The organism is Lentzea sp. NPDC036949 (assembly GCF_055608075.1).
In genome coordinates this window covers 252,411-279,082 of sequence record NZ_JBVJRA010000006.1, presented here as the reverse complement: position 1 = coordinate 279,082, position 26,672 = coordinate 252,411, and the positions used below count along the sequence as shown (strand labels likewise).

The following is a 26,672-nucleotide window of genomic DNA, read 5'->3' as shown; positions in this document are numbered from 1 at the left end:
CGCGGCAGGGGTATCAGTTGATGGTGATCTTGAAGGTGGACGTCGTGTTCCTGATGTCCTGGAAGTTGTTGCTGAAGCGCAGGCCGTTGAACGTGACCTCGCCGACGGCGGGACCCTGGTTGGGTTCCGGCATCTCGTTGGCCCACAGGCCGAAACCGGACTTGGCGTCGAACGCGTCGCCGGACTTGCGCGCTCCGGAGATGCTCACGTTGGACAGCACCGTGTCCTGGAAGACGTTCTCGGCGGCGCCGTTGTACTTGGTCTGGAACATGATCCCGCTGTAGGTCGGGTCGATGATCTCGACGTCGCTCACCCGGATGCCGGTATACTTCTTGGAGGCGGAGAACATCCAGATCGCGCCGAACGTCTGCGCACCCCAGAAGTGACCGCCGGAGCGGACCAGGGTGAGGCCGCTGAACGTCGTCGGCTCCGGCCCGAAGTCCTCCATCGGGTAGCCGAAGTCGAGCGAGCTGATCGTCACCGCCGAGTAGGTCAGGGTGTCGGCGACGTAGATGTTGCGGAACGTGTTGAGCTTGCCGCCGTAGACCGCGAGACCGGCCGCGCGCCACGGCGTGAGCACCGACAGGTTCTCGAAGACGTTGTTCTGCTGGCCGCTGCCGCCGTTGTCGGTGGCGGCGAACAACGCGAACGCGTCGTCACCGGTCGAGCGGGCCTCGATGTTGGCGACGCGGTTGCCCGACGAGCCGTTCGTCATGTTCAGGCCGTCCGCGTACATGTCGCGGATGCGGTTGTCGCGGATGACGTTGTTGTCGACGTTGTTGCCCCAGAACAGGCACATCATGTGCTCGACCCAGATGTTCTCGATGGTCATGTTCTGGACGCCCGCGAGGTCGAACACCTTTCCCGGTCCGTTGATGCGGGCGGTGTAGTTGCCGAACACGGCGAACCCGCTGAACGTCGAGCCGTTGGCGGACGACTGCGCGGAGAAGCCGATGTCGGTGTTCTCCTGCGACAGCGGTGCCTGGAAGCGGGTGAACCAGGGGCCGGCGCCGACCACCCTGACCGCCTTGCCGTAGACCTGGAACTTCTGCGCCGTCTGGTAGGTGCCCGCGGGCAGGTAGACGCCGACGAGGGTGCCGGTCGTGTCCATCCGGACGCGGTCCAGGGCGTTCTGCACGTCCTGGTGGGTGAACCCGGCGGGCACGGCGTAGCGTGCGGCGTCGGGGTTCGCGGCGGCCGTCACCTGTTCGAAGTTCACGAAGTCGATCGCGTAGTTCGTGGTGTTGGCCGCGTCCTTCTGCAGCTTGATCTTCGTGCCCGCCGGGAACGTGGAACCGAGCACCACGTTGGCCTCGTCGTAGACGTGGCGCGGCCCGCCCGCTCCCGGCGAGTTGCCCGGCTCGGCCTCGTTGCCGTACTGCCACATGTACTTCGACGTCAGGTCGATCGCCTTGTGGAACTGGCCGTTGACGTAGACGTTGAGGGTGCTCGTGATGCCGCCGCCACCGGAGCTGTCCGGGATGGAGAACCGGGTGACGAGCGTGTTCGTCGGAACGGACGTCGTGAACTCGACCGACTGACCGGTGCCGGTCAGCGTGACGGCACGGCGGCCGGACGCCTCACCGGCGAGGTCGCCGATCGTGCGGTTCGGGCTGAGGACCTGCGCGCCACCGCCGGCGGTCGCGTCCTCGGCTTCCACGTGCTGCCACGGGACGCTCGCGCCGCGGCCGATGAACAGCGACTGCTCGCTGGTGTTGTTGCCCTGCTTGGCGGGGATCTCGTTGCCGTCGTTCGCGATGACCGTGCGGACGGTGTAGCGGCCGTTGGCGGCGGTCCAGGTGCCGAGGGTGACCGGGGCGGTCGTCGCACCGGCGCCGATCGTGCCGGTGTGGCTGCCGGTGAGCGTGCGGACGGTCTGGCCGCTGCTGTTCAGGACCGTGACCGTGATGCCGTGTGCTCCGGTCGCGCTCGCGATGCTGCCCTGGTTCTTCAGCGCGACGCTGAACGTGGTGGTCTGGCCGTTGCCCGGGTTGCTCGGGGACCAGGACGGCACGGCGACCAGGTCGGAGCTCGGGACCGGTGTCACGACGAGCCGGTCGGGGTGGACGCGGGCGTTGTTGGTCTCGTTCTGCTCCGCCACCTTCCCGGTCTCGTCGACCTTGGCGGTGTACTCGTACGAACCCTCCGGACGAGCGGAGACCGCGGTGCTCACGTTCGCCTGCGCACCGGCCGCGAGGGCGGCGACCTGAGCCGTGCCGACCGCGGTGGTGCCGAGGAAGAACGTCACGTCGGTAGCTCCCGACGCGGCACTGCCGGCGTTGCGGACGGTGGCGTTGAGCGTGATCCGGTCGGTCTCGACGGGGGCCGTGGGCGTGAACGACGTCGCGGTGACGGTGAGGTCGGGGTTCGGGGCAGAGGTGCCGAACACCTGGACCTCCGCCACCTGGGCGCCGGGCGCGCCGGTGTTGGACGTGAACCGCAGCTGCACGTCGGCGACCCTGGCGGCCGCGCTGATCGTGACGCTGTTGCCGCTCGCCGGGTCGAAGCGGTGGTCGCGGCCGGCCACCAGGCTGGTGAACGCGGTGGCGTCCTGCGCACGGCCGAGGACCTCGACGTTCTGCGTGCGGGCGCCCCAGGCCTGGTCGGGGTTGAGCTTGACCACGACCGACGAGACGTCGGCGTTCGAGCCGAGCCCGACGGTCAGCGTGCCGGGGAAGCCGTTGGACTCCCAGTAGGTCTGCACGTTGCCGTCGTTGGCGTTGGCGGCGACGAAGGTGTGCACGTTGTGGTTCGCGGTGACCGGCTTGCCCTGCGCCAGGTTCTGGCCCGTCGCACCCTCGCGCGTGACGGAGCCGCTGGCGGCTGACTGGTTCCCCGCCGCGTCCTTCGCGACGACGTGGTAGGTCACCCGCAGGCCGTCGGGCTGGGTGTCGGTGTAGGTGGTGCCGGTGACCGTGGTGCGCAGGCTGCCGTTGGCGAAGACGTCGTACCCGGTGACGCCCACGTTGTCGGTGCTCGCCGACCAGGTGAGCCGGACCTGACCGGACTGCGGCTGGGTGAACGCGAGGTTCGCCGGTGCGGACGGCGCCTGCGTGTCACCGGTCGCCGGTCCGTGCACCTCGAACTCGCTCAGCTGCCCCGCGGGCCAGCCGGTGTTCGCGGTGATGCGGAGCCGGACGTACCGAGTGGTCGCGGCGGTGAAGTCGATGGTGGCGGTGTTGGCCGCGGCCGGGTTGAACTCGTAGCCCCGCGCCGCCACCAGGTCCGTGAAGGAGCTGCCGTCCGTGCTGCCCTGGACGGCGATCGTCTGGGTGCGCGTGCCCCAGTTCGCGGCCGGCAGCTTCAGCACGACCCGGTCGGCCTTGGTCGCGGAGCCCAGGTCGGCCTGGATCCACTGCGGGAACGCGTTGTTCGCGCTCTCCCAGTACGTCGACTGGTCGCCGTCGCCCGCGTTGCCCGGCCCGTAGCCCTGGTTCGTGCTGCTGGCGGTGAGGGTGGCGGCCAGCCTGACGCTCGCCTGCGCCTCGTGGACCTGGAGCTTCGCCGTGGTCTTCGTGGCGCGGACGTGCTTGGCGAGGGTCGGGTCGACGCGGAAGGTGACCTTGCCGTCCCGGAAGGTGTGCGGCTGTTCCGCGACGAGCGTGGACCAGCCTCTGCCGTCCAGGCTCGTCTGCACGGCGAACGTCTCCGTGCCGGCACCGGCCTTGGTGAGGGTGACCTCGTCGATCCTGGTCTGCTGCGCGAGGTCCAGGCTCACCGGCGCGGCCTGTGCGGCAGGGGCGACGACCAGCGTCGCGGCGGTGAGGGTTGCTGCGGCTAACGGGGCTAGCAGGGAGCGAGCGCGTGTCGTCGGTGACATGGCGTGCTTGGCCCTTCTCGGTGGGGACGCGAGGGGGTGTGGCGCGCCTCACCGTAGAAGTGACCAGCAGATTACCGCAATATCTCGACGTGATTGCGCAAATTTGCGACAGAGCGCTCTGAACAGGAAAGACGGGTGCTTCGAGGTGGGGTTGAGTGGCCTTTTGCGGTCAGGACGCTCGATCACCAGCCATGCTGTGAAGTCGGACGGCTTCGGTTCGCGTCCGAACGGTGCGGGGAAATTGCTTCGGCGTCGAGGCGTCCGCTTGCGGTGGTTTGCGGTTCGGTTGCGGGCGTTGCGTAAGGCTTGCGCAAGTCCCTGACCTTCGCGAAGAACGCTCTGGCTCGGTTCAGCAGATCGATCTTGTTGGCGCGCTGCGCGAAGGTGTGTCCCTCGCCGGGGTAGACGACGAGCTCGGAGTGCGGGACGGCCGCGTGCAGCAGCTCGGCCTGCTCCAGCGGCACATTCGTGTCGTCGGCGCCGTGGACGATCAGCAGCGGCGTGCGGATGCGGTCGGCGTAGGTGATCGGGCTGGTGTCGAGGCTGTCGCTCAGCGCGGCCTCGAACCGGCCCCACTCGCCGGTGGCGACCTGCCGAGGCCAGTGCGAGATGCCGGCACCGACGAACGCCGCCTTGAACCGGTCGGTCCGCGTCGTCGCCCACGCCGCCAGGTACCCGCCGTGGCTCCAACCCGCGATGCCGAGCCGGTCGGGGTCGGCGATGCCCCGCTCGACGAGCAGGTCGACGCCGGTCTCGACGTCCTGCCACTCCTCCAGGCCGACGCGGTGGCTGACGGCCGCGGCGAACGCGTGGCCGCGGCCGAGTCCGCCGCGCGGGTTGGGCAGGAAGGTGGCGAAGCCCTGCTGGGCGAACCACTGGGCGGACGGCACCCAGCCGAGCTGGAAGTCGTCGGCCCAGCGGTCGTAGGGGCCGCCGTGCACGAGGGTGATGAGGGGGAAGGGGCCGTCGGCCGCGCCGGTCGTGCCGGTGGGCAGGACGAGCAGGGCGTCGAGGCCGAGACCGTCGTGCGCCCGGTAGCGCAGGCGGTGCTGGGGGCCGAGCGGGATGTCCAGCGGTGCCCTGCGGCCGGGGCGGTGGGAGCCCTTGACGCGTGCGATGGGCGTTCCACCCGGCCTCGCGTCGGCCCAGGCGTCGTCGAGGCGGTGGAACTCGGTGTCCAGCCCGGTCGCGACCACCACGATCGGCGCGCCGTCCGTCTGCACGAGGTCGGTCGGGCACGCGGGCAGGTCCGCGGTGAGGTTGCGGTGGTCCTGGTCGAACACAGCCATCCCGCCCTGCAGGCCCGGCGGGGTCAGGGCCAGGTAGAAGATCCGGTCGCCCCACCACACCGGCGTGCGCGCGTCGGCCGGTGCGGGCCCGAGGTCGGTCACGGTGCCGTCCGGGGCGACGACGTGCAGAGCGGGGTTGAGCAGCCCGGGGTCGATCCGCGGAGCCGACCAGCTGAGCACCGCCCGCCGGCCGTCGGGGTGCACGGCGACGTCACCGGCGCGGGCGACGTGGCGGTGCGGGACCAGCTGGGGCGGTTCGGCGGCGGGCGCCGGGCGTGCAGCGGTCCAGTCGGCGACCATCTCGTCGGTCAGTTCGCGCACCGCGGTACCCCCTTGCCGTCGGGCTCTGCTCCTCAGCTGACCACGGCGCCCCCGGTCGTGGCCAGGTCGTCCGGTGCGGGAAGGGAGGCCCGCGTGCCCTGTCGCCTCGTGAGCTGCCAGGGCACGCGGACCGGCTCAGCGCGTCACCGCAGCAGGTAGGCGTTGATGATCGTCTGCTCCACCGTCTGCCCGCTTCCCACCGCGCGGGCGCGCAGCGACACCGACTTCGCGTCCCGCGGGTGCGCCAGCAGCAGGCGGTTGCCGTGCACCGGGGTGGACTTCCACGTCGTGCCGCCGTCGTAGGAGACCTCGACCGACGTCACCCGCACGTCGCCGGTCAGCGACTGGGTGGTGATCGGCACGCCCCACGCGCGGCCGGCGGGTGCGGTGCCGTTGTCGTCGAGCTCCGGGGTGAAGCGGACCACCGACAGCGGCAGGGCGGTCCGGCCGGAGGTCGTGCCCGAGCGGAACGTCCACCTGCCCGAGACCTTCGTGCTCAGCGCGCTGTCGCGGACGGCCTCGGTGACGACCTCGTACCCGGCCTCGCCCGGCGCGGTGTCGTACACCGCCCAGCCGGGTTCGCCGGTCTCGAACTCGCGGACGCCGTCGCGGAGGACCGTCGTGCGGGCCGAGGTGACCGGGCTGTACCCGGCGTTGCCCGCGGAATCGCCGAACAGCGGGATCGTCACCCGGACCAGGTCGCCGGTGCGGAACGAGTGCGGCACGTCGCGGGTCGCGGGCAGGGCGGGGCCGAAGACGGCGCGGTGGAACGGTTCCCCGTAGTGCCTGCCGGGGCGGTAGTGGCGCAGCGGGCCGTCGAGGGTGCCCGCGTAGCCGGCCGGGGAGAACAGGGTCAGGCGGCGCGACCAGTCGGCCCCCTCACCGCCGTAGTACTCCGTGCGCGGGCCGGGCACCAGGGCGTCGAGCGAGCCGTAGGTCCACGCTGCACGGCCGCGAGGGGCGACCGTGTGGCCGATGGTGGCGGTCTGGCCGTCCCGCAACGGGGGCAGGTCGACCTTCACCACGGCGAGGTCCTTCGCGGCCACGGTCTTCGACAGCCCGGTGAACGTGCCGCCGGCGCGGTACCAGGCCAGGCCGTAGAAGTCGGTGCCTGCGGTCCAGAACGTGGCTACCTGGCCGGTGACCTCCTCCGAGTCCGGGCCGAGGTGCGCGAGGCCGAGGTGCGCGATCGAGCCGCCGACGGAGAAGTTGCCGACGGTGTAGGCGGTTCCGCCGTGCACCCGCTCGAAACCGGTCTGCAGCAGGCTGAGCCGCGCGTCGACCGGCGGCGTGACGTCGACCGGCCTGGCCGTGCGGGCGTCCAGGTCGATCGTCATCGGGCCGGTCACGCTCAGGTTCGGGTAGCTGAACGAGTCGTGCGTCCACTCCGCGGAGCCCAGGACGCTGCCGCTGAGGAGGTAGTCGCCCTTCTCGACGCGCACGACGCCGGTGGCGCTGCCGGGCCACGCGCGGGCGCCGGTGCCGACGTTCACGAGGAACGCGCTGAGGTGGCCCGGTTTGGCGCCGGTGCGGTCGACGGCGTTGATCGTGAGGTCGTAGCTCTCCTTCTCCAGGTCCACCACGACGGCCGTGCGGACGCCGGACGCGACGACCGCGCCGCCGACCACGCCACCGGCGGGCTGCCGGGAGACGTCCGCGGTCACGGTGGCGGTGGCGGTGCCGCCGGCGGGAACGGTCAGCTGTGCCGGCGAGACGGAGAAGACCGCGCCGTTCGTGTCGGTGGTGAGGTCGAGCGTGACCGGTGCCGTGCCCGCGTTGGTGTAGGTGATCTCCTTGGCCACCACGGGTTCGCCGGTGTGCGGCCAGAGGTGCCGGCCGAAGCTCAGGCTGCCGGGCGAGCTCGTCACGTTCCGCGCGATGGCCTTCGCGACGTCGACGCGGCCGGAGCCCTGCTCGAACGGCGTCGCGCTCGCGGCCGGCGTGGCGCTGCCGGTCAGCCGCGCCTTGAGCTGGGGACCGCTCAGGCCGGGGTGCCGCTGGCGCAGCAACGCCGCCGCGCCCGCCACGTGCGGGGTGGCCATCGAGGTGCCGTCGAGCGCGGTGTAGCCGGGTTCGACGGGGGCGCCGATGCGGCCGTCGGAGTGCAGGGCGGCGACGATGCCCACACCCGGCGCGGTCAGGTCCGGCTTCAGCGTGCCTGCCTGCGCCGGGCCGCGGCTCGAGAACTCGGCGACCCGGTCCCGGTCGTCGACCGCACCGACGGTCAGCGCGGCGTCGGCGGTGCCGGGGGAGCCGAGCGTGCCGCCCGCGGGACCGCTGTTGCCCGCCGCGACCACGAACAGCGTGCCCTTCTCGGCGGTGAGCCGGTTGACGGCCTCCTCCAGCGGCTCGACCTCGGGGGTGTCGAAGCCGCCGAGGCTCATGTTCACGACCTGGGCGCCCTGCTCGACGGCCCACTCCATGCCGGCGATGATCTGGCTGTCCTGCCCGGACCCGTTGTCGCCCAGCACCTTCACGTCGAGGATGCGGGCGTCCGGCGCGACACCGCGGTACTTGCCGCCGGACCGCGCGCCGGTGCCCGCGATGATGCTCGCGACGTGCGTGCCGTGACCGTGGTGGTCACCGGCGTCCGGCGAGCCGGTGAAGTTCCGCTCGCCGATCTCGCGGTCGGCGAGGTCCGGGTGGGTCTGGTCGACGCCGGTGTCGAGCACCGCGACCGTCGTGCCCGCACCGGTGTACCCGGCGGCGTGCGCGGCGGGGGCGCCGATCTGCCGGACGCTCCGGTCGAGGGTGGCGTGGCGCTTCGCGTCCAGCCAGACCTTCTCCACACCGGACAGGGAGAACGTGCCCGCCGCGGTCAGTCCCGTGACCGGCGTCCTGGCCGCGTCGAACGCGACACCGTTGATGCTGGGCAGGTCCAGCCCGGACTGGGCCCGCGGCGCCCCCTCGGGGTAGGTGACGATCACCGGCAGCGCACCGCCGTGGCCCGCGAGCTCGGTGACGTCGAACAGCCGCTCGTCGAGGCGGCCGTCGGCGATGAACGGCATGGCGTCGTCCGGCACCACGAACTCCCGCCCGCCCGCCGTGTACGAGGTGAACAGCACGCGCTCCCGGCCCGGCGCCGGCTGCACCGCGCGCTGACCGGGCAGCACCCGGTCGCCGGTGATCAGCGTGACCGGTGCGGCGCCGGCGGTGGTCCGCGGCGGCTGCGGGGGTGCGGCGGTGGCCTGGACCGCGGTGAGCAGGGCACCGGTCAGTACGACGACTCCGAGTACGCGCACCCGGTCCTCCGTGGGTCTGTGAGAGCGATCTCACGGACCGTAGTGAGGTGTTCACGCGGGTGACAAGGGATCGGAGCAGATCCGGGCCAGACCAATTTTGACACCTGCGCTCGATGGTTCGGTCAACCGTCTCAGCAGGTCCGCGCGCGTCGCCCGGTTACGGCGCCGACAGGCGCGAGGACCTAGGGTGTGCGGCATGACTGGCCTGCGGGAGCGCAAGAAGGCGGCGACACGGGAGGCGTTGGGGGACGCCGCACGGAGCCTGTGCGTGCAGCACGGCCTCGACGGCGTGACCGTGGAGCAGATCGCGCACGCGGCCGGGGTGTCGCTGCGGACGTTCTTCAACTACTTCTCGTCCAAGGAGGAGGCCGTGGTCGCCGGTGACTCCACGGCGGCCGAGGCGTTCGTGCGCGCGTTCGCGTCCCGCCCGGCGGAGGAACCGCTGCTGGCCGCGCTGCGGGCGGCACTGCAGTCCACGTTCCCCGAGCACCTCGACCTCGACCGGTTGCGGCAGTTGCGGGAGCTGCGCCGCACGCCCGCGCTGCTGCCGCACGTCCTCGCGGCCTACTCGACGCGCGAGCAGGAGCTGACCGCGGTGATCGCCGAGCGGACCGGCCTGGACCCGGAGGTCGACCCCTACCCGGTGGTGGCGGCCTCGATGATCACGTCGTCGCTGCGCTCGGTCGTGCAGTGGTGGCTCGACTCGCCGGAGGCGACCAGGACGTGGTCGGGTGCCGAGCTGATCGACCGGTGGATCGACCAGCTCGGCACCGGCCTCACGCGTCCCAGCTGACCGGGAGCGCGTGCACGCCGTAGATCGCCATGTCGGTGCGCAGCGGCACCTCCGTCGCGGGCACGGCCAGCATGAGGCCGGGAAGCCTGCGCAGCAGCTCGGTGAAGCCGACGACCATCTCGACGCGGGCGAGCTGCTGGCCCAGGCACTGGTGGATGCCGTGCCCGAACGCCAGGTGGTGCCCGCGCGGCCGGTCGACGCGCAGCTCGTGCGGGTCCTCGTACTGCTCGGGGCTGCGGTTCACCGCCGGCACGGCCACGAGGACCGTCTCACCCGCGGGGATCGTGACACCGCCGACCTCGCTCTCCTCCTTCGCGAACCGCGGCACGCCGAACGCGATGATCGACAGGTAGCGCAGCAGCTCCTCGACCGCGTTCTCGGTGAGCTCGGGCCGGGCCCGCAGCAGCTCCAGCTGCTCCGGGTGTTCGAGCAGCGCGAACGTGCCCAGCGCCAGCATGTTCGCCGTCGTCTCGTGGCCCGCGATCAGCAGCAGGTTCGCGATGCCGACCAGCTCGTCCTCGGTCAGGTCGGTCTCGGTGACCAGGCCGGACAGCAGGTCGTCGGTGGGCTTGGCCCTCTTGGCGCGCACCAGGCCCTGCATGAAGCGCCGCAGCTCGGTGCCGACCTTGATCTGCTCGTCGATCGTGGTCGTCAGGCTGAGCAGCTTCGAGGTGGTGCGCTGGAACTCGTCGCGGTCGCCGTAGTCGACGCCCAGCAGCTCGCAGATCACCAGCGACGGCACCGGCAGAGCGAAGTCGTGCACCAGGTCCGACGGCGGGCCTGCGGCGACCATCGCGTCCAGCTGCTGCGTCACGATCTCGTGCACGCGCGGCTCCAGCTGCCGCATGCGCCGCACGGTGAACTGCCCGGTCAGCATCCGCCGGTAGCGGGTGTGCTCGGGGGCGTCCATCGAGATGAACGACCCGGCACGGCGCTCGGGCGGGAAGATCTCGTTGAACAACTCCGGCGACATCCGCGCCCGCACCCGCGGGTTGCCGAACCGGTCGGCGCTCATCCGCGGGTCGGCCAGCACCGCCCGCGCCTCGTCGTGCCCGGTGACGACCCAGACCGCCTCGCCGCCGTGCTCGACCCGGTGCACCGGCCCCTGCCCGCTCAGCTCCAGCAGCCCCTTCGCCGGGTCGAACGGGCACCGGCCGCGCCGGGTCAGCTCAGCGGGCAGCTGGGGCCGGATCAGCTCCTGCGCGGTGCGTTGCCGCTCTGCCGTGGTCATGGAAGCGCTCCCGTCCCCGGCCCCGCGTGACGGGGCCGTCGCTCGGTGTCACCTCCACGCTACCGAAACTTGCGCATCGTGCAAGATTTTTGGCCGCCCTTTACGTCGCGAACACCTGCGCGTCGTCGGCGAACGCCTTGAACTCCAGCGCGTTGCCCGCCGGGTCCAGCAGGAACATCGTCCACTGCTCGCCGGGCAGCCCCGCGAAGCGCAGGTAGGGCTCGATGACGAACCGCGTGCCGGCCGCCGTGAGCCTCGCGGCGAGGTCCTGGAACTCGTCGGGCGTGAGGAGCAACCCGAAGTGCGGCACCGGCACGTCGTGCCCGTCGACCGGGTTGTGCACCCGCTCGACCCGCGGGGCCAGGTGCGTGACGAACTGGTGGCCGTGCAGGTTCCAGTCGATCCAGGTGTCGGAGCTGCGGCCCTCGTCGAGACCGAGGACGCCGCCGTAGAACGCGCGGGCGGCGGCGAGGTCGTCGACGGGCATGGCGAGGTGGAAGCGGGGGATGCTCACGCTGGCGCCTTTCTGTTGTCTGAATGTTGACATTAGGACAACGAGGCTGGTCGGTGGAATGTGCGCTTGTTAACATTGCGCCATGGCACGGTTGGAGCCCGCCCGCAGGCGCGGCCTGAGCAGCGAGGTCGCGGACGCGATCCGGACGGCGATCTTCGACGGTCGCTACCCGCCCGGCAGCCCGCTGCGCGAGGTGGAGCTGGCCGAGGCGCTGGAGGTCAGCCGCGGCCCTGTCCGCGAGGCGCTGCAGCAGCTGGAACGCGAAGGGCTCGTCCGCACCGGCTGGCACCGCGGCGCGACGGTCGCCGAGCTGTCGGCCCGCGACGTGGCCGAGCTCGACAGCCTGCGCGGCGCCCTGGAGGTGCTCGCGGTGCGCCGGGTCGTCGACACCGCCGCCGACCTCACCGCCGTCGAGAAGGCCGCGCAGGAGATGGAACGCGCCCGCACCCCGCACGAGATGGTGCAGCTGGACATCGAGTTCCACGACGCCGTCTACGCCGCCGCCGACCACTCACGGCTCGTGCACGCCTGGGAGGCCATCCGGTCGCAGGTGCACCTGTTCCTGCTCACGCGCGTTGCGGTGAGCACGGAGGGCTACCTGGAGCACGTGCGCGACGAACACCGTGCGCTGGTGGAAGCCTTGCGGGCCGGGGACGTCGAGGGTGCTCTGCAGCTCTTCGCGGTGCACCGCAAGCACGCGTTCGACGTGCTGACGTCGAACTAGAGCCAGCCGTGTTCCTGCGCCAGCTGGAACGCCTCACCCCGGCCGGCCACGCCCAGCTTGGCCACCGCGGCCGACAGGTGGTTGCGGACCGTGCCCGGTGACAGCGACGTGCGGGCCGCGATCTGCGCCACCGGGGTGCCGAACCCGCTGAGCCGCACCACCTCCAGCTCGCGCTGCGTCAGCGGGCACGGGGGAGCGGCGAGCGCGTCGGCCGCGAGCGCCGGGTCGACCCAGCGGGACCCGGAGTGCACGCGGCGGATGACGTCGGCGAGCGTGCCGCCGGGGGAGCCCTTGGGCAGGAAGCCCTTCGCGCCCGCCCGCAGGGCCTGCTGCAGGTGCGGCGGGCGGCCGCGGCCGGTCAGGACCACGACGGCGCACGACGGCAGCACGCGGGCGAGCTCCGCGGTGACCTCCAAGCCGTCCAGGGCGGGCATCTGGAGGTCCACCACGGCGACGTCGGGGCGGTGGGCCAGCGCCGCGTCGACGGCGGCCCGGCCGTCACCGGCGCTGGCCACCACCGACAGGTCCGGTTCGAGGTCGAGCAGCGCGGCGAGGGCGTCGCGGATGAGCTCCTCGTCGTCGGCCAGCAGCACCCTGATCACGCGGGCACCACGACCCGCAGCGTGAAGGTGCCGGCCGAGCGCTCGCCGGAGATCCGGCCGCCGTGCGCGGCCAGCCGTTCGCCCAGGCCGCGCAGGCCGTTGCCCCCGCGTTCGGGCGCGTCCGGGTCGACGCCGTCGTTCGTGACCGTCATCAGCACCTCCCCGTCCCGCTCGGCGAGGTCGATGATGCACCACGTCGCCCTGCTGTGGCGCAGCACGTTGGTGCAGGCCTCCCGCACCGCCAGCGCGAGCTGGGTGGCGCTGTCACCGGTGAGGCCGCCACTGTCGGGGACCGTGCACCGGATGCCGGCCTCCCGCAGCACGCCGCGCACCGCCGCCAGCTGCTCGGCCAGGTCGACCGCCCGGTAGCCGTCCACGGCGGCGCGCACCTCGCTCAGCGCCGAGGACGCCAGCCGCTGCGCCTCGAACGCCTCGGCCGCCGCCCGCTGCGGGTCCGTGCCGGCGAGCCGCCCGGCCAGCTCGGCCTTCAGCGCGATCACGGTCAGCCGGTGCCCGAGCAGGTCGTGCACGTCGCGGGCGAACCGCAGCCGTTCCTCGCTCACCGCCAGCGCCGCCCGCGCCTCCCGGCCCGCCCGCGCCTGCTCCAGCAGCCCGGCGTACCACGTCGGCAGCCCGGCCATCGCGATCACCGTGGCCGCGACCGAGGCGGCGATCAGCAGGTGGGTCGCGGGCATGCCACCGACGGCGAACCCCACCACCCCCGCCAGCGCCACCCCGGCGACTGCCGCCGTCCACCGCCACACGCCGGTGAGCAGCAGCGGCGCGAACCCCGCCGCGACCCCGCCGACCCACGCCCACGGGTGCAGACCGGCCGGTCCGACCGGCGCCACGAGCGGGATCGACACCAGCGCGGCCGCACCCAGGACCCAGAACGTCCCGGTGCGCACCGCCACCACGCACGCCGCCGCGAGCAGCACCAGGCCCAGCCCGCCGAGCCAGCGCGTGGCCGTCGGCTCGCGCAGCACCGCGACGAGCGGCACGACCAGCGAGGCCGCCCACAGCGAGTGCAACGTCCAGCGCAACGCGGCCCGTGCCGGATCGGTCCGGGATAGCTCGGTCCGGGAAAGCTCGGTCACCGCCACCACCCTAGAGCCACGCGATCATGATGGTGACCGCCACGACCAGGTCGAACACCCCGCAGAACTCCGACCACCAGCGCGGCACGACGGCGTTGCGGACGTGGTGCACGAGGTCCCAGACGGCGTGCGCGCCCCACCCGGCGGCGATCAGCACCACGCCGAGGTCGGCCGACGAGGTGGTGACCACGGCCGCGAGCGCCGCGTAGGCCCCGAACACGGCCAGCTGCACGCGCGGTGCCCGCCGGCCCCACATCAGGTAGACGGCCTGGCACACCAGCAGCGTCCACACCGGGGGCACCAGCGCCGCCTGCCAGAAGTCGAACGTCAGCGCCAGCGCGACCATCGTCGGCCAACGGTCGCCCAGGAACCGGATGGCCGGGTTGGTGGACGCGACGCCGTGCTCGTGGCGGTAGCGGACCAGCACGAAGATCATCGCGGGCACCATGAGCAGGTGACCGCCCATGAGCACGGCATCGCGGTCCACCGCACCCGACCAGTAGGGCACCAACAGCACGAGGTACGGCACCGCCATCGCGGCGCACATCTCCACCACGCGCCCATGACCGCGATAGCGCATCCACAGCGCCATCGGCACGGACATCGACACAGCCATCCACAGGACGGTGAGCTCGATCGAGTCCGGCGTCCACAGGGGTCCCAGCAGGGACATTCCCAGGAGCATCGCCACCAGCATCTCGACGCCGTGGCGCACCAGCGGCCGGACCGCGGAAGTTGTCGTCGTTGTCATGCACTGAGCGTCGAACCGACGCCCGGCAACATCCATCCGCGCGATGTCATGTCTTCACCGTGCGAAACGCACAGCCGAACCGTGCGCCTGAGCTCAGACGCTGATCTCCGCCCAGACGGTCTTGCCGTCGGCGGCCTCACGCGTACCCCAGCAACGAGAGAGATGGGCGACCAACACCAAGCCACGCCCGCGGGAGTCGGCGATGCGCGACTCGCCCAGCTGCGGCAGTTCGGCGGGTGTCCCGTCCTCGACCTCGACGCGAATGACCTCATCGGTGCGTGACATGCGCACCACCCGTGGAGCGGCCGCGTGCTCATAAGCGTTGCTGGCCAGTTCGGTGCACACCAGTTGCACGTCCAGCAGCACGTCCTCGGACAGGTCGGCCAGCAACGTCGAAGCCCACGAGCGCAGGTCTGCCAGATCCGGGTCGGAGTCGGGCAGGGGATATCGCGCTGAGGTGCGGAGCACCTCGGGAGCGTCCATCTCGATCCACCCCGTTCACGTTCTGGCTGCCCTGGCTGCTCAAGACGGCCGTCAGGTCGCGAAATACCACCGCGGGTGCTAACCCAAACGCATGGACGGCTTCGGGTTCGACCTTGCGCTGGTCGGAGTGCTGGTGTTGTTGAACGCTGCGTTCGCGGGCAGCGAGATGGCGTTGGTGTCGCTGCGTGAGGGGCAGCTGCGCGCGCTGGAACGGGATGGGCACCGCACGCTCGTGCGACTGGCACGGGATCCGAACAGGTTCTTCGCAACCATCCAGATCGGCATCACGCTGTCCGGGTTCCTCGCCTCCGCGACCGCGGCGGTGTCGCTCGCGCAGCCGCTGGTGCCCGCGCTGGAGTTCCTCGGCAGCGCGGCGAACGGCGTGGCGATCGCGCTGGTGACGATCCTGCTGACGTTCGTCACGCTGGTGTTCGGCGAGCTCGCGCCCAAGCGGCTCGCGATGCAGTACGCGGTGCGCTGGTCGAAGATCATCGCCCGGCCGCTCGACGTGCTGTCGACCGTCTCCCGCCCGGCCGTGTGGCTGCTCAGCAAGGCGACCGACCTCGTGGTGCGCGTGTTCGGCGGCGACCCGAACGCCGACGAGGAGCAGATGTCACCCGACGAGCTGCGCGAGCTGGTGGCCGTGCAGAAGCACCTGAACGCCGAGCAGCGGGAGATCATGACCGGTGCGCTGGAGATCCACGAACGGCGGCTGCGCGAGGTGCTGGTGCCCCGTCGGCAGGTGGTTGTGCTCGACGCGAGTTTGACCATCCCCGTGGCGAGGGAAACCCTGGCCCAGTCCGGGCACTCACGGGCGCCGGTGGTGCGGGACGGCCACCTGGACGACGTGATCGGCGTCGTGCACCTGCGCGACGTGCTGGACGACACGGCGGCGTTGAAGGACGTGGCCCGGCCCGCACTGATGCTGCCGGACTCGTTGCGCGTGACCGACGCGTTGCGCCGCATGAAGGCCGAGCGCGAACAGCTCGCGCTCGTGGTGGACGAGCACGGCGCGGTCGACGGCATCGTCGCGCTGGAGGACCTGCTCGAGGAGGTCGTCGGTGAGATCTACGACGAGACGGACCGCGATGTCGCGAACGTCCGCACCGAAGCGGACGGTTCGCTGATCCTGCCGGGAACTTTTCCGGTGCACGACCTCGTTGACATCGGGGTCGAGCTGCCGGAGGCACCGGAGGGGGACTACGCGACGATCGCGGGTCTGGTCCTGGTGGTCCTCGGGAGAATCCCGGAAGGGCCCGGAGACGTGGTGCACGTCTCCAGCTGGGAGATCACCGTGCAACGCGTGGAACACCACGCGATCACACGGGTGAGGCTGAGGTCACAACCGAAAACGCGGAATGACCAAGAGGTCTGAACCGTTACACCAGAGGCGGCCAGCTCGCCCGCACCACCTGCCAATCGGAAACGGGGGATCTGTCATGCCTGCAGAACTGAAGAACCGCGCGTCCGGACAGCAGGACGCGGACCTGGTCGGCCAGTACCTGCGCGACGTGGGCAGCACGCCGCTGCTCACCGCCGCGGAGGAGGTCGTGCTCGCGAAGGCGATCGAGGTCGGCCTGTACGCACAGCAGCTGCTCGACTCCGGCGACACCACGCGGGACCGGCGCACGCTGCGCCGGCTGGTCGCCGAGGGCGAGCGCGCGAAGGACCACATGATCCGCGCGAACCTGCGCCTGGTCGTGTCGGTCGCGAAGAAGCACTCGTTCCGCGGCCTGCCGTTCCTGGACGTGGTGCAGGAGGGCAACCTGGGCCTGATCCGCGCGGTCGAGAAGTTCGACTACGCCAAGGGTTACAAGTTCTCCACCTACGCCATGTGGTGGATCCGCCAGGCCATCGAACGCGGTCTGGCCGACCAGACCCGCACCGTGCGCCTGCCGGTGCACGTCGTGGAAGAGGTCAACAAACTCAACCGGATCGGGCAGAAGCTCTCCGCCGAGTTCGGCCGTGAGGCCACTGTGGAGGAAATTGCCGCGCACGCCAAGGTGTCCGCGCAGCGCGTGCATGACCTGCGCGACGCGGCCCGCACGTGCGTGTCGCTGGAAACGCCGGTCGGCGACGAGGGCGACTCGGTGCTGGGCGACCTGATCCAGGACGGTGACGGCGTGTCGGCGCCGGACCTGGTGGAGCAGCAGGAGTTCGTCGAGGGCGTGCGGTCGCTGCTGGAGGTCCTGCCCGAGCGCCAGGGGCGGATCATGCGGCTGCGCTTCGGCCTGGAGGACGGCCGGGAGCGGACGCTGCAGGAGGTCGCCGACGAGCTCGGCCTGACCCGGGAACGGATCCGCCAGCTGGAGAAGCAGTCGCTGGCCGTCCTGAAGTCCACCGGCCGCCCGGAGGAGCTCTTCGCTCTCGCCGGCTAAAACCGCCTGTGCTGTCTCACAACCGCGCGCAAACGCCCCACAGGCCCATGGGCCCGCCCCCGCTGCCCAGGCATCTGCAAGTACTTGCAGATGCCTGGGCAGCGATGAGGCGGCGAGTGGTCAGCGGCGGTGTTTGTACAACGGCACGGACGCCGCCGAACCGGGCAGGTGCGGGTTCGGGTTGGCCGCGCACACCGTGCCCGCCGCAGGCAGCTTCACGTCGAGCAGGTACGCGTTCATGTGGTCCGTGATGCACGCACTGACCCCATAAGCCGTGTGACCCCATCCCGCGTAGGTGAGCAACCGGCTGTTGGGCAGCTGACGGGCCACGGCCTGCGCACCGCGGTAGTCGGTCGCACCGTCGAAGTAGTTGCCCACCACCAGTACCGGTGCGGAGGTGCGGGCGTTCCACGGGCCCGTGTAGCGGTCGGGGTTCGTGGGCCAGTTCGCGCACGCGGCGTTGCCCCACCACCAGTACGGGCCGAACTCCGAACCCGCCTCGGCATAACGCCCGATGGCGCGGTAGGTCTCGAAGTTGCGCGGGTACTCGATGTCGGCGCACGCGTTGCCGTTGTAGGCGTCGAAGAAGTTGTCGTAGTCCGGTTCCGCGGCGGTCAGCACGGTGCCGGTGGAGGCGTCGGAGAGCCTGTCGAGCAGGGCGGCGATGGCGGGCCAGGCGTCGGGGGCGTAGCCGGTGCCGATGGCCGTGCCGATGATGGCGTCGTAGGTGTAGGTCTGGTCGCCCAGCTGGATCGGCTTGGCCTTCGCCGCGGCGAGCAAGGCCTTCCAGCGCTGGGCTGAGTTCGGGGCGAGGGGGCACGCCGCCTCGTCGCACAGGCGCAGGAACTCGTCGAACACCTCCTTGCCGGCGATGCGGTCCGACTCGATCTGGCGGCCGCCCGACCACAGCACGGGGTTGAGCACGCCGTCGATCGCGAGCGCGCGGACGTTGCGGGGGAACAGGTTCGCGTACGTCGTGCCGAGGAACGAACCGTAGGAGAAGCCGAGGTAGGTGAGCTTGCGGTCACCGACGGCGCTGCGGAGCAGGTCCAGGTCGCGAGCCACGTCGGCGGTGCTCATGTGGCGGGCGATGGGCTCGCCGGAGCGGCACTTCGGGCCGAGGGTGCGGTAGCGGTCGAAGAACGGGCGCTCCTGCGCCGCCCGGTACGGGAAACCGGGCAGGCCCTCGAAGAACTCGTCCAGGGCCTCCTCACTCGGGAAGCAGTGCAGCGGGTCGGAGCGGCCGACGCCGCGCGGGTCGAAGCCGACCACGTCGAAGCGGCCCCGCAGCGCGGCCGAGAGCTGGTCGCCGATCGAGTGGGCCAGGTCGACGCCGGACCCGCCGGGACCACCGGGGTTGAGGAACAGCGACCCGATGCGGCGGGCCTTGTCGGTGGCGGGCTTGCGGGTCAGCGCCACGGTGGTCGTGGCGCCGCGCGGGTCGTCGTGGTCGAGCGGCACGCGGACCGTGCCGCACTCGAAGCCGGGGTGCTCCGGTCCGCAGGCCTGCCAGTCGATCCTGGGCGCGCCCTGCTCGGCGTGCGCCACCGGGGTGAGCGTGACCATGAGCGCTGCGAGCGCGACGAGCGCGGTTGTTCGCATGGGCGAGTCCCCTCGTGTCGGCCAGGAGCGCTCTTCCTATCTCGCTGCGGCGGGGTGCGTGTAGCGACGAAAGTCGTCTTCGACCGACTGGGACGGCGCAGTGCTGAACGGGTTGGGGTTCGCCGGGCACACCGTGCCAGGCGCGGGCAGCGTCACGTCCAGCAGGTACGCGTAGATGTGGTCGGCCGCGCACTGGCTGCGCCGCCACGACACGTGTCCCCAGCCCGCGTACGACAGCAGCCGGCTGTTGGGCAGTTGCCGGGCCACGGCCTGTGCGCCGCGGTAGTCCGTTCCTCCGTCGAAGTAGCCACCCACCACCAGTACCGGTGCGGACGTGTGCGCGGTCCATGGCCCCGTGTAACGGTCTTCGTTCGCCGGCCAGTCGGCGCACGCCGAGTTCGTCCACCACCAGTACGGGCCGAACTCGGAACCTGCCTCCGCATAACGCCCGATGGCGCGGTAGGTCTCGAAGTTGCGCGGGAACTCGATGTCCGCGCACATGTTGCCGAGGTTGGCATCGAACATGTTGTCGTAAGGCGGAGTCACGAGTGCGGTGACACCAGGTTCAGCCGCGGCATCGGCGAGTTGGGCGAGCGTGGTCGCGATGACCGTCCACAGCTCCGATGCGTACCCGGTGAGTCGTGCGTGGCCCACGATCTGGTCGTAGGTCCACACCTCGTCGCCGAGCTGGACCGGATTGGCCCGCGCGGCGGCGAGCAACGCGTCGTAACGCTCCCGCGAGGCGGGTGCGAGCGGGCAGGCGGCCTCGTCGCAGAGCCGGAAGAACTCGTCGAGCACTTCCTCGCCGGCGACGCGGTCCGACTCGATCTGACGGCCGCTCGAGTACCGCTCGGGGTCCAGCACGCCGTCGATCGCGAGCGCGCGGACGTTGCCGGGGAACAGGTTCGCGTACGTCGTGCCGAGGTACGAGCCGTAGGAGTGGCCGAAGTACGTGAGCTTGCGATCACCCAGCGCGCGGCGCAGCAGGTCCATGTCGCGTGCGACGTCGGCGGTGCTCATGTGCCGTGCGATCGGCTGGTCGCACTTGGCGGCGAGGGCGCGGTACCGGTCGAAGAACGGCCGTTGCATCGACGGCCGGTAGGGGAACAGCGGCAGGTCGGCCAGGTACTCGGCTCGCTCCTGCTCGGAGGCGAAGCAGCGCAACGGGTCCGACCGGCCGATGCCGCGCGGGTCGAAGCCGACCACGTCGAACCGGCCCTGCGTCCCCGCCGACATCCGGGCGCCCCACGCCCACGTGTAGTCGAGGCCGGAGGCACCGGGGCCGCCGGGGTTGAACAGCAGCGACCCGATCCGCCGCGCCGGGTCCGCGGCGGGCAGGCGGGTCAGCGCGAGCGTCGTCGTGGCGCCGCGCGGGTGGTCGTGGTCGAGCGGCACCACGAGCTGCGCGCACTCGAAGCCCGGGTGGTCGGGGCCGCACGCCTGCCAGGCGATCGGCGGCACCGCGGCCCACGCGGGTGGTGCGGGCGCGAGGGTGGACACCGCGACCGCGACCGCCGCGACCAACCTGGGCACGAACGCGCGCATGGCTCCCCTTCCAGCGGGCTGAGGAGCCATTCATAGCCGTGATCAGTCGGGCCGTCGATGCTTTTGACGAACTCCCAGCTGAGCGGCGATCTGATCGTGGATCGGCGTGCTCATGACGACCGGTCCCGCCGGTGCGGCGGGAGGTGTCGGACCAGCCTTGTCGGTTTCCTCCGGCATGCGAGGAGCGTAGGCATGGTCGTTGACCCCCCAACGACGCCGACCGGGATTTCACCTTCCTTGTACCCCAGTAGGTGATACCCGATCGAGCGATTTGCGCTCCGCGCCGAGGGCGGGCCGCGGAACAGCCGCCGATCGCGTCTTGTTGTGCCGGTACATGGACAACGAGCAGCGTGGCCGCGTGCGCGTGGAGCACTCGGCGAAGCGGGTCCGCACGTACTCCGGTGGCGAGCTGGTCGCGGACACGACCGCGCCGCGGCTGGTCTGGGAGATCCCGCACTACCCGGCGTACTACCTGCCGCTGGCGTCCGTGCGCGCCGAGCTGAGGCCGACGGGGGAGACGCGGCACTCGCCGAGCCGGGGCGAGGGCGTGCTGCACGACGTGGTCACCAGGGGCGGAGTGGCCGAGGGAGCCGCGCTCACCTACCCCGGCTCGCCGGTCGAGGAGCTGAGGGGCCTCGTGCGGTTCGAGTTCGCGGCGATGGACGAGTGGCTGGAGGAGGACGAGCCGGTCTACGTCCACCCGCGCGACCCGTACACGCGCGTGGACGTGCTGAACAGCTCGCGGCACGTGCGGGTGGCGTTGAACGGCGTCACGCTGGCCGCCTCGGCCCAGCCGCGCATCCTCTTCGAAACCGGCTTGCCACCGAGGTACTACCTGCCGTTGAGTGATGTCCGGTTCGACCTGCTCCGCCCCTCCGCCACGCAGACGCGGTGCCCGTACAAGGGCACGGCGACGTACTGGTCGGTCGAGATCGGCGGGGTCCTGCACGAGGACCTCGTGTGGATCTACCGCACCCCGCTGCCGGAGAGCCAGAAGGTCGCCGGGCTGGTGTGCTTCTACAGCGAGAAGGTCGACCTGCACCTGGACGGGGAGCTGCAGGAACGGCCGAAGTCGCCCTGGTCGTGACCGGCACGCGCCGACGAGATCCTTCACACACTGCAAACTTGCAGTGACTGCAAAAATATCCTGTACTGTCGACCCGTGAACCAGTCGGGGGAGAGCCTGCGCGACCGCAAGAAGCGCCGCACGCGTGCCGCGCTGGAGCGGGCGACGCTGCGCCTCTCCGCTGAGAGGGGCTTCGACCACGTCACCGTGGAGGAGATCGCCGCCGAGGCCGACGTCTCGGTGCGCACCTTCTTCAACTACTTCGCGAGCAAGGACGACGCGCTGATCGGCGCGGACCCGGAGACGGGCCCGCGCATGGCCGAGCGCGTCCTCGCCGCGGACGGGGTCACGCCCTTCGAGGCGTTCCGCGCCGCCGTGCTGGCGGAGATCGACGACGAGCTGAACAACGCGCGTGACCTGTGGCTGCTGCGCAAGGACGTGCTGATGCAACGCCCCGACCTGCTGGTCCGCGCGTTCGCGTCGAGCGCGGAGGCCGAGCAGCTGATCGGCGCGGCGGTGGCGCAGCGCAGCGGGCTGCCCGCCGACCACCTGTACCCGCGGCTGCTGGTGGCCGCGGGCACCGTCGCGTTCCGCTGCGCGGTCACCCGCTGGGCGCTCGACGACGAGGTCGCGCTGGGCGACCTGATCTCCGAGGCGCTCGACCTGCTCGGTGCCGGACTGGCTCACGCACCGCACCACCACGAAGGGGGACCCTCATGAGCACCGGAACCGAAGCGCCAAGACCCGCCCACAGCAGACGCGACGTCCTGCAGGCCATGTCCGGCCTGATGATGGGCATGTTCGTGTCCATCCTGGCGAGCACCATCGTCTCGAACGCCCTGCCGCGCATCGTCGCCGACCTCAAGGGCTCGCAGTCGATCTTCGCCTGGATCGTCACCGTCGAGCTGCTCGCGATGACCGCGACCGTGCCGCTGTGGGGCAAGCTCGCCGACCTCTACAGCCGCAAGCTGCTGATCCAGGCCTCGCTGAGCCTGTTCGTCGTCGGCTCGCTGATCGCGGGCTTCTCGCAGAACATCGAGATGCTGATCGTCAGCCGCGTCGTGCAGGGCCTCGGCGCCGGTGGTGTCACCGCGCTCGCCACGATCGTGATGGCGGCGATGATCCCGCCGCGCGAGCTCGGCCGCTACTCCGGTCTGTTCGGCGCCGTGTTCGGCGTCGGCACCGTGGCCGGCCCGCTGATCGGCGGCCTGCTGGTCGACACCTCCTGGCTGGGCTGGCGCTGGTGCTTCTTCATCGGCGTCCCGTTCACGCTGGCCGCGATCTGGCTGCTGCAGCGCACCCTGCACCTCCCGGTCGTGCGCAACGAGAACACGAAGATCGACTTCCTGGGCGCGTTCCTCATCGTGTCCGGTGTGTCGACGCTGCTGGTGTGGTCCTCGCTGGCCGGCCAGAAGTTCGAGTGGGCCTCCGGCTGGACCGCGCTGCTCGTGTCGCTCGGCGTGGTGCTGCTCGTCGCCGCGGTGTGGGTCGAGTCCCGCGCCCACGACCCGATCATCCCGCTGTCGATCTTCCGCAACCGCACGGTCTCGCTGGCCACCCTCGCGAGCGCGCTCGTCGGCGTGGCGATGTTCGGCGGCACGGTCTTCCTGTCGCAGTACTTCCAGCTCTCGCTCGGCAAGACCCCGACCCAGGCCGGTCTGCTCGGCCTGCCGCTGATCTTCGGCCTGCTGGTGTCGTCCACCGTCGCGGGCCAGCTGATCACGAAGTACGGCCGGTGGAAGGCGTTCCTGGTCGCCGGTGGCGTCGTCATGGTCGCGGGCATGCTGCTGCTGTCCACGATCACCGCGCAGACCACGGTGTTCATGGTGGGCGTCGACATGTTCGTGCTCGGCGTGGGCGTCGGCATGCTGATGCAGAACCTCGTGCTGGCGGCGCAGAACGACGTGCCCGCCCGCGACCTCGGCGCCACGACCTCGACGCTGACGTTCTTCCGCTCGCTGGGCGGCGCGATCGGCGTCTCGGCGCTGGGCGCGGTGCTGGCCAGCAAGGTCTCGTCGCTGACCGAGGAGAAGTTCGGCCCGATCGCGACCGCCGGCGGCGAGAACGCGGTACCGGACATCACGAAGCTGCCGCCGGAGGTCAAGGCCGTCATCGCCGACATCTACGCCACGGCGACGGCGGAGATCTTCCTGGTGGGGGCGCCGTTCGCGGTGCTCGCGTTCCTCGCGGTGGTGTTCATCAAGGAGAAGCCGCTCAAGGAGCAGAGCGGGGACGAGCGACTGGCGGCGGAGATGGCCGCGGGGCACTGATCCTCGTAGTTCGGCACCGGCGCGGACCCCTGACTTTCGTCGGGGGTCCGCCCCGTCTTCCGGGTCGGGTGCCGCGGGCCCGCGCTCCCTACGGTCACGACCATGAACAGCATCTGGGCGATCGGCCTGGTCGCCGCACTGGTCTCCCCACCCGATCTGTCCGCAGTGGACGGTCACGTGGCCGCGTACCTCGCAGAGGCCTCCTACCCCGGAGTCGCGGTCGCGATCACGAAGGGGGACAGGGTGATCGCGACCAAGGGCTACGGCCGCGACTCGACCGGCGCGCCGCTCACCGAGCACTCGAAGATGGCGATCGCCTCGGTCAGCAAGTCGTTCACCGCCTTGGCCGTCCACCAGCTCGCCGACGCGGGCAAGCTCGACCTGGACCGGCCGGTGCGCACCTACCTGCCCGAGTTCGAGGTCGCCGACCCGCGGGGCGGGCGGATCACCGTGCGGCACCTGCTGGAGCACACCTCGGGCATCACCGACCGGACGTTGCCGGAGAAGAGCCTGCCGCAGCCGGACACCCTCGACGGGGCGGTCCGGCGGGCGAAGCAGGCGACGCTCGCCGCCGATCCCGGTGCCGAACACCGGTACACCAACACGAACTACCACCTCGCCGCGCGGGTGGTGGAGGTCGTGTCGGGTGAGAACTTCGACGACCACCTCAGGAAGCACGTCTTCGAGCCGTTGGACATGCGCGAAACGGTCGCGATCGACGTGACGCCGCGCGACCTGCCGGCCGGCTACCGCACGGGACACGGGTACGCGTACGGGTTCTCGGTCGCGGTGACCGAGCCGCACCGGTTCGTCGCCGGGTCCGACGGGGTGGTCACCACCGCCGCGGACATGGGCAGGTGGCTGGCGGCGCAGGGGCGGCTGCGGCCGCAGGAGGGGCTGGGCTGGGTGCGCGACGGGCGCGGCCTGCGGCACAACGGCATCTGGTTCACGGCGACGGCCGGGCAGTTGCTGACGTCGTCCGGGTACGGCGTCGCGGTCATGGCCAACAGCGGTGTGGGACTGGGCAACGAGGGCACCTCGCAGCTGGAGGACGGGATCGCGGACCTGCTCGACGGGAAGGTGCCCGCGCAGCCGTCGTCGTTCCGGTTGCTCACGGACCTCGTGCTGGCGGCGCTGACCCTGCTGTCGGTGGCGCTCGGCGTGCGGGCGCTGCGGCGGCCGCGGCGGTGGCCCAGGCCGTGGCAGGTGCTGCGGTTCGTGCCGGTGGGGCTGCTGGTGGCGGCGCCGTGGTTGCTGGGGCTCCTGTACGGCGGCGGGCGCGACATCACGTTCTTCCAACTGGCGCACTATTCGCTGCCGCTCGTGGTGTGGTTGGGCGTGTCCAGCGTGATGAACATCAGCGTCGCGGTCGTGCGGTGGCGGCGGTGAAGGCGGCGGCGCTCGCGGCGTGCGTTGCGGTGGCGGCGGCCGTGTCGTTCGCGATCGACGACTCCGTGCCGCCGTGGACGGCTGCGGTGTGCGTGCCGTTGTTCGCGGTGTCCTTCCTGCTCGGGCGGCGCACGGCGGTGCTGTGGCCGGCCGTGCTGTTCCCGCTGGGGGCACTCGCGGGAGGCGTGGCGGCCGGGATCGTGGCGGTCGCGGTGGCGCTGCCGTGGTTCCTCGGCCGGGTGGTCCACCAGCAGGCCGCACTGGCCGCCGCTGCCGTCGAGGCCGCGCACCTGCGGGAACGCACCCGGATCGCGCACGAGGTGCACGACAGCCTCGGCCACGAGCTGAGCCTGCTGGCGCTGCAGGCCGGGGCGCTGGAGATGACGCTGCCGCCGGAGCACCGCGAGTCCGCCGCACAGCTGCGGCGCACGGCGGCCGGTGCCACGGAACGGCTGGCGGACCTGGTGTTCCTGCTGCGCGATGGTGAGCCGGTTGCGGTCGAGGGCGTGCGGGACCTCGTGGACCGGGCCGTGCGGGCGGGCCTGGACGTCCGGTTCACCGCGGATGGACCTGTTCCGTCCACAGTGGAGCCGACCGTGCGCAGGGTCGTGCAGGAGGCGTTGACGAACGCCGCGAAGCACGCGCCGCACTCGGTGTTGCACCTGACCGTCACGACCGCCGACGCCACGACCGTCGTGGAGGCGAGCAACGCGCTGGGCGGACGGCGGGCCGCCGGGTCGCGGCTCGGCCTGGTGGCGTTGCGCGAACGGGTGCGGCTGGCCGGCGGTGCGCTGCGGACCACTCGTGGCGACGGCAGGTTCGAGCTGGTCGCGACGCTGCCACAGCCGGGGGACCAGTGATCCGCGTACTGCTCGCCGACGACGAGGCCATGGTGCGGGCCGGCGTGCGCGCCATCCTGAGCGCCGACCCGGCCGTCGAGGTCGTCGCCGAGGCCGCCGACGGTCACGAGGCCGTCGACCTCGCGTTGAGGCACCGCCCCGACGTCGTGCTGCTGGACGTCCGCATGCCCCGCCTCGACGGCCTGCGGGCGGCGGAGGAACTGGCGCGCCACGGGTTCGGCGTCGCGATGCTGACGACGTTCAACGACGACGGCTACCTCGAACAGGCCCTCGACGGCGGCGCGCGCGGGTTCCTGCTCAAGTCGGGCGACCCGCGCGAGCTGATCGCGGGCGTCCACGCGCTGGCCGCCGGCGGCGCCTACCTCGCCCCGAAGGTCGCCGCCCGGATGATCACCCGGTTCCGCGGCACCCGGACCGGCGCCGCCCGCGCGCGGGTCGAGGAGCTGACCGCCCGCGAACGCGACGTGCTCGCGTTGCTCGGCGAGGGCCTGTCGAACGCGCAGATCGCCCGGCGGCTGGACCTGGTCGAGGGCACGGTGAAGGGGCACGTGAGCGCCATCCTGACCCGGCTCGGGGCGCAGAACCGGGTGCAGGCGGCCATCGTGGCCCACGAGGCCGGTCTGCCCCCTCGCACCTAGCCACCCCTGCCTCTGCCGGCGTCTGCAAGTACCACCAACTCAACATCAACAAGCACT

The 26,672-nt window shown here is 71.5% G+C and carries 21 protein-coding genes; 10 read left to right on the top strand and 11 right to left on the bottom strand.

Annotated features, from left to right (window positions below):
* Positions 1-13 precede the first annotated feature (13 nt).
* From ACZ7CD_RS19145 to ACZ7CD_RS19135, 3 genes are all read right to left on the bottom strand, one after another.
* Positions 14-3,718, bottom strand: a complete 3,705-nt coding sequence (locus ACZ7CD_RS19145; RefSeq protein ID WP_470379382.1) for a discoidin domain-containing protein — start codon at positions 3,716-3,718, stop codon at positions 14-16.
* 284 nt (positions 3,719-4,002) lie between these two features.
* Entirely contained in the window at positions 4,003-5,430 is a 1,428-nt protein-coding gene (locus ACZ7CD_RS19140; RefSeq protein WP_360389803.1) for an alpha/beta hydrolase family protein, read from the bottom strand.
* A gap of 143 nt (positions 5,431-5,573) precedes the next feature.
* Positions 5,574-8,672 (bottom strand): S8 family peptidase, encoded by a 3,099-nt coding sequence (locus ACZ7CD_RS19135; RefSeq protein WP_470379381.1) that lies wholly within the window; start codon positions 8,670-8,672, stop codon positions 5,574-5,576.
* 196 nt (positions 8,673-8,868) lie between these two features.
* Between ACZ7CD_RS19135 and ACZ7CD_RS19130 the strand changes: the two genes are divergently transcribed.
* The gene (locus ACZ7CD_RS19130) at positions 8,869-9,465 is read left to right on the top strand and encodes a TetR/AcrR family transcriptional regulator (RefSeq protein WP_470373579.1); all 597 of its coding nucleotides are present in this window, start codon (positions 8,869-8,871) and stop codon (positions 9,463-9,465) included.
* Here ACZ7CD_RS19130 and ACZ7CD_RS19125 read toward each other — a convergent pair.
* Both ACZ7CD_RS19125 and ACZ7CD_RS19120 read right to left on the bottom strand, forming a co-directional pair.
* Entirely contained in the window at positions 9,449-10,696 is a 1,248-nt protein-coding gene (locus tag ACZ7CD_RS19125) for a cytochrome P450 (protein WP_470379380.1), read from the bottom strand. The genes ACZ7CD_RS19130 and ACZ7CD_RS19125 overlap by 17 nt on opposite strands.
* A gap of 100 nt (positions 10,697-10,796) precedes the next feature.
* A complete protein-coding gene (locus ACZ7CD_RS19120) occupies positions 10,797-11,243 on the bottom strand; it encodes a VOC family protein (RefSeq protein WP_470379379.1) in 447 nt (148 codons plus the stop codon).
* Between the two features lie 49 nt (positions 11,244-11,292).
* Between ACZ7CD_RS19120 and ACZ7CD_RS19115 the strand changes: the two genes are divergently transcribed.
* Positions 11,293-11,934, top strand: coding sequence for a GntR family transcriptional regulator (locus ACZ7CD_RS19115; protein ID WP_360389789.1), 642 nt, complete (start codon positions 11,293-11,295; stop codon positions 11,932-11,934).
* On the opposite strand, the gene ACZ7CD_RS19110 is transcribed toward ACZ7CD_RS19115, so the two are convergent.
* The 4 genes from ACZ7CD_RS19110 to ACZ7CD_RS19095 form a co-directional block, all read right to left on the bottom strand.
* Positions 11,931-12,536, bottom strand: coding sequence for a response regulator transcription factor (locus tag ACZ7CD_RS19110; RefSeq protein WP_360389786.1), 606 nt, complete (start codon positions 12,534-12,536; stop codon positions 11,931-11,933). The two genes, ACZ7CD_RS19115 and ACZ7CD_RS19110, sit on opposite strands and share 4 nt — an antisense overlap.
* The gene (locus ACZ7CD_RS19105) at positions 12,533-13,633 is read right to left on the bottom strand and encodes a sensor histidine kinase (protein WP_470379378.1); all 1,101 of its coding nucleotides are present in this window, start codon (positions 13,631-13,633) and stop codon (positions 12,533-12,535) included. The genes ACZ7CD_RS19110 and ACZ7CD_RS19105 overlap by 4 nt, the downstream gene beginning before the upstream one ends.
* Positions 13,634-13,643: 10 nt before the next feature.
* Positions 13,644-14,384 carry a hypothetical protein gene (locus tag ACZ7CD_RS19100; protein WP_458431699.1) on the bottom strand — a complete coding sequence of 247 codons (741 nt, stop codon included), beginning with the start codon at positions 14,382-14,384 and terminating at the stop codon, positions 13,644-13,646.
* A gap of 93 nt (positions 14,385-14,477) precedes the next feature.
* Entirely contained in the window at positions 14,478-14,867 is a 390-nt protein-coding gene (locus ACZ7CD_RS19095) for an ATP-binding protein (RefSeq protein WP_458431700.1), read from the bottom strand.
* A gap of 91 nt (positions 14,868-14,958) precedes the next feature.
* Between ACZ7CD_RS19095 and ACZ7CD_RS19090 the strand changes: the two genes are divergently transcribed.
* Complete coding sequence (locus tag ACZ7CD_RS19090) at positions 14,959-16,242, top strand: hemolysin family protein (protein WP_470379377.1); 1,284 nt, start codon at positions 14,959-14,961, stop codon at positions 16,240-16,242.
* Between the two features lie 64 nt (positions 16,243-16,306).
* Positions 16,307-17,245: a sigma-70 family RNA polymerase sigma factor gene (locus tag ACZ7CD_RS19085; protein WP_360389772.1), complete on the top strand. Its 939-nt coding sequence runs from the start codon at positions 16,307-16,309 to the stop codon at positions 17,243-17,245.
* 120 nt (positions 17,246-17,365) lie between these two features.
* On the opposite strand, the gene ACZ7CD_RS19080 is transcribed toward ACZ7CD_RS19085, so the two are convergent.
* Both ACZ7CD_RS19080 and ACZ7CD_RS19075 read right to left on the bottom strand, forming a co-directional pair.
* The gene (locus ACZ7CD_RS19080; protein ID WP_360389769.1) at positions 17,366-18,847 is read right to left on the bottom strand and encodes an alpha/beta hydrolase; all 1,482 of its coding nucleotides are present in this window, start codon (positions 18,845-18,847) and stop codon (positions 17,366-17,368) included.
* Positions 18,848-18,883: 36 nt separating this feature from the next.
* Positions 18,884-20,392, bottom strand: a complete 1,509-nt coding sequence (locus ACZ7CD_RS19075) for an alpha/beta hydrolase (RefSeq protein WP_470373584.1) — start codon at positions 20,390-20,392, stop codon at positions 18,884-18,886.
* 334 nt (positions 20,393-20,726) lie between these two features.
* Between ACZ7CD_RS19075 and ACZ7CD_RS19070 the strand changes: the two genes are divergently transcribed.
* From ACZ7CD_RS19070 to ACZ7CD_RS19045, 6 genes are all read left to right on the top strand, one after another.
* Positions 20,727-21,479, top strand: a complete 753-nt coding sequence (locus ACZ7CD_RS19070; protein ID WP_470379376.1) for a DUF427 domain-containing protein — start codon at positions 20,727-20,729, stop codon at positions 21,477-21,479.
* Between the two features lie 75 nt (positions 21,480-21,554).
* Complete coding sequence (locus tag ACZ7CD_RS19065) at positions 21,555-22,178, top strand: acyl-CoA-like ligand-binding transcription factor (RefSeq protein WP_360389760.1); 624 nt, start codon at positions 21,555-21,557, stop codon at positions 22,176-22,178.
* Positions 22,175-23,728, top strand: coding sequence for an MDR family MFS transporter (locus tag ACZ7CD_RS19060; RefSeq protein WP_470379375.1), 1,554 nt, complete (start codon positions 22,175-22,177; stop codon positions 23,726-23,728). Before ACZ7CD_RS19065 ends, ACZ7CD_RS19060 begins: the two co-directional genes overlap by 4 nt.
* Before the next feature lie 102 nt (positions 23,729-23,830).
* Complete coding sequence (locus ACZ7CD_RS19055; protein ID WP_470379374.1) at positions 23,831-25,117, top strand: serine hydrolase domain-containing protein; 1,287 nt, start codon at positions 23,831-23,833, stop codon at positions 25,115-25,117.
* Complete coding sequence (locus tag ACZ7CD_RS19050) at positions 25,105-25,977, top strand: sensor histidine kinase (RefSeq protein WP_470379373.1); 873 nt, start codon at positions 25,105-25,107, stop codon at positions 25,975-25,977. Before ACZ7CD_RS19055 ends, ACZ7CD_RS19050 begins: the two co-directional genes overlap by 13 nt.
* Positions 25,974-26,615, top strand: a complete 642-nt coding sequence (locus ACZ7CD_RS19045; RefSeq protein WP_458431707.1) for a response regulator — start codon at positions 25,974-25,976, stop codon at positions 26,613-26,615. The genes ACZ7CD_RS19050 and ACZ7CD_RS19045 overlap by 4 nt, the downstream gene beginning before the upstream one ends.
* Positions 26,616-26,672 lie beyond the last annotated feature (57 nt).

Excerpts from the sequence above, each read along its gene's own strand:
- ACZ7CD_RS19130 (WP_470373579.1), top strand. The coding sequence starts at position 8,869 with ATGACTGGCCTGCGGGAGCGCAAGAAGGCGGCGACACGGGAGGCGTTG.
- ACZ7CD_RS19080 (WP_360389769.1), bottom strand. The coding sequence starts at position 18,847 with ATGCGAACAACCGCGCTCGTCGCGCTCGCAGCGCTCATGGTCACGCTC.
- ACZ7CD_RS19060 (WP_470379375.1), top strand. The coding sequence starts at position 22,175 with ATGAGCACCGGAACCGAAGCGCCAAGACCCGCCCACAGCAGACGCGAC.
- ACZ7CD_RS19075 (WP_470373584.1), bottom strand. The coding sequence starts at position 20,392 with ATGCGCGCGTTCGTGCCCAGGTTGGTCGCGGCGGTCGCGGTCGCGGTG.
- ACZ7CD_RS19055 (WP_470379374.1), top strand. The coding sequence starts at position 23,831 with ATGAACAGCATCTGGGCGATCGGCCTGGTCGCCGCACTGGTCTCCCCA.
- ACZ7CD_RS19100 (WP_458431699.1), bottom strand. The coding sequence starts at position 14,384 with ATGACAACGACGACAACTTCCGCGGTCCGGCCGCTGGTGCGCCACGGC.
- ACZ7CD_RS19085 (WP_360389772.1), top strand. The coding sequence starts at position 16,307 with ATGCCTGCAGAACTGAAGAACCGCGCGTCCGGACAGCAGGACGCGGAC.
- ACZ7CD_RS19095 (WP_458431700.1), bottom strand. The coding sequence starts at position 14,867 with ATGGACGCTCCCGAGGTGCTCCGCACCTCAGCGCGATATCCCCTGCCC.
- ACZ7CD_RS19115 (WP_360389789.1), top strand. The coding sequence starts at position 11,293 with ATGGCACGGTTGGAGCCCGCCCGCAGGCGCGGCCTGAGCAGCGAGGTC.
- ACZ7CD_RS19125 (WP_470379380.1), bottom strand. The coding sequence starts at position 10,696 with ATGACCACGGCAGAGCGGCAACGCACCGCGCAGGAGCTGATCCGGCCC.
- ACZ7CD_RS19070 (WP_470379376.1), top strand. The coding sequence starts at position 20,727 with ATGGACAACGAGCAGCGTGGCCGCGTGCGCGTGGAGCACTCGGCGAAG.
- ACZ7CD_RS19120 (WP_470379379.1), bottom strand. The coding sequence starts at position 11,243 with ATGTCAACATTCAGACAACAGAAAGGCGCCAGCGTGAGCATCCCCCGC.
- ACZ7CD_RS19090 (WP_470379377.1), top strand. The coding sequence starts at position 14,959 with ATGGACGGCTTCGGGTTCGACCTTGCGCTGGTCGGAGTGCTGGTGTTG.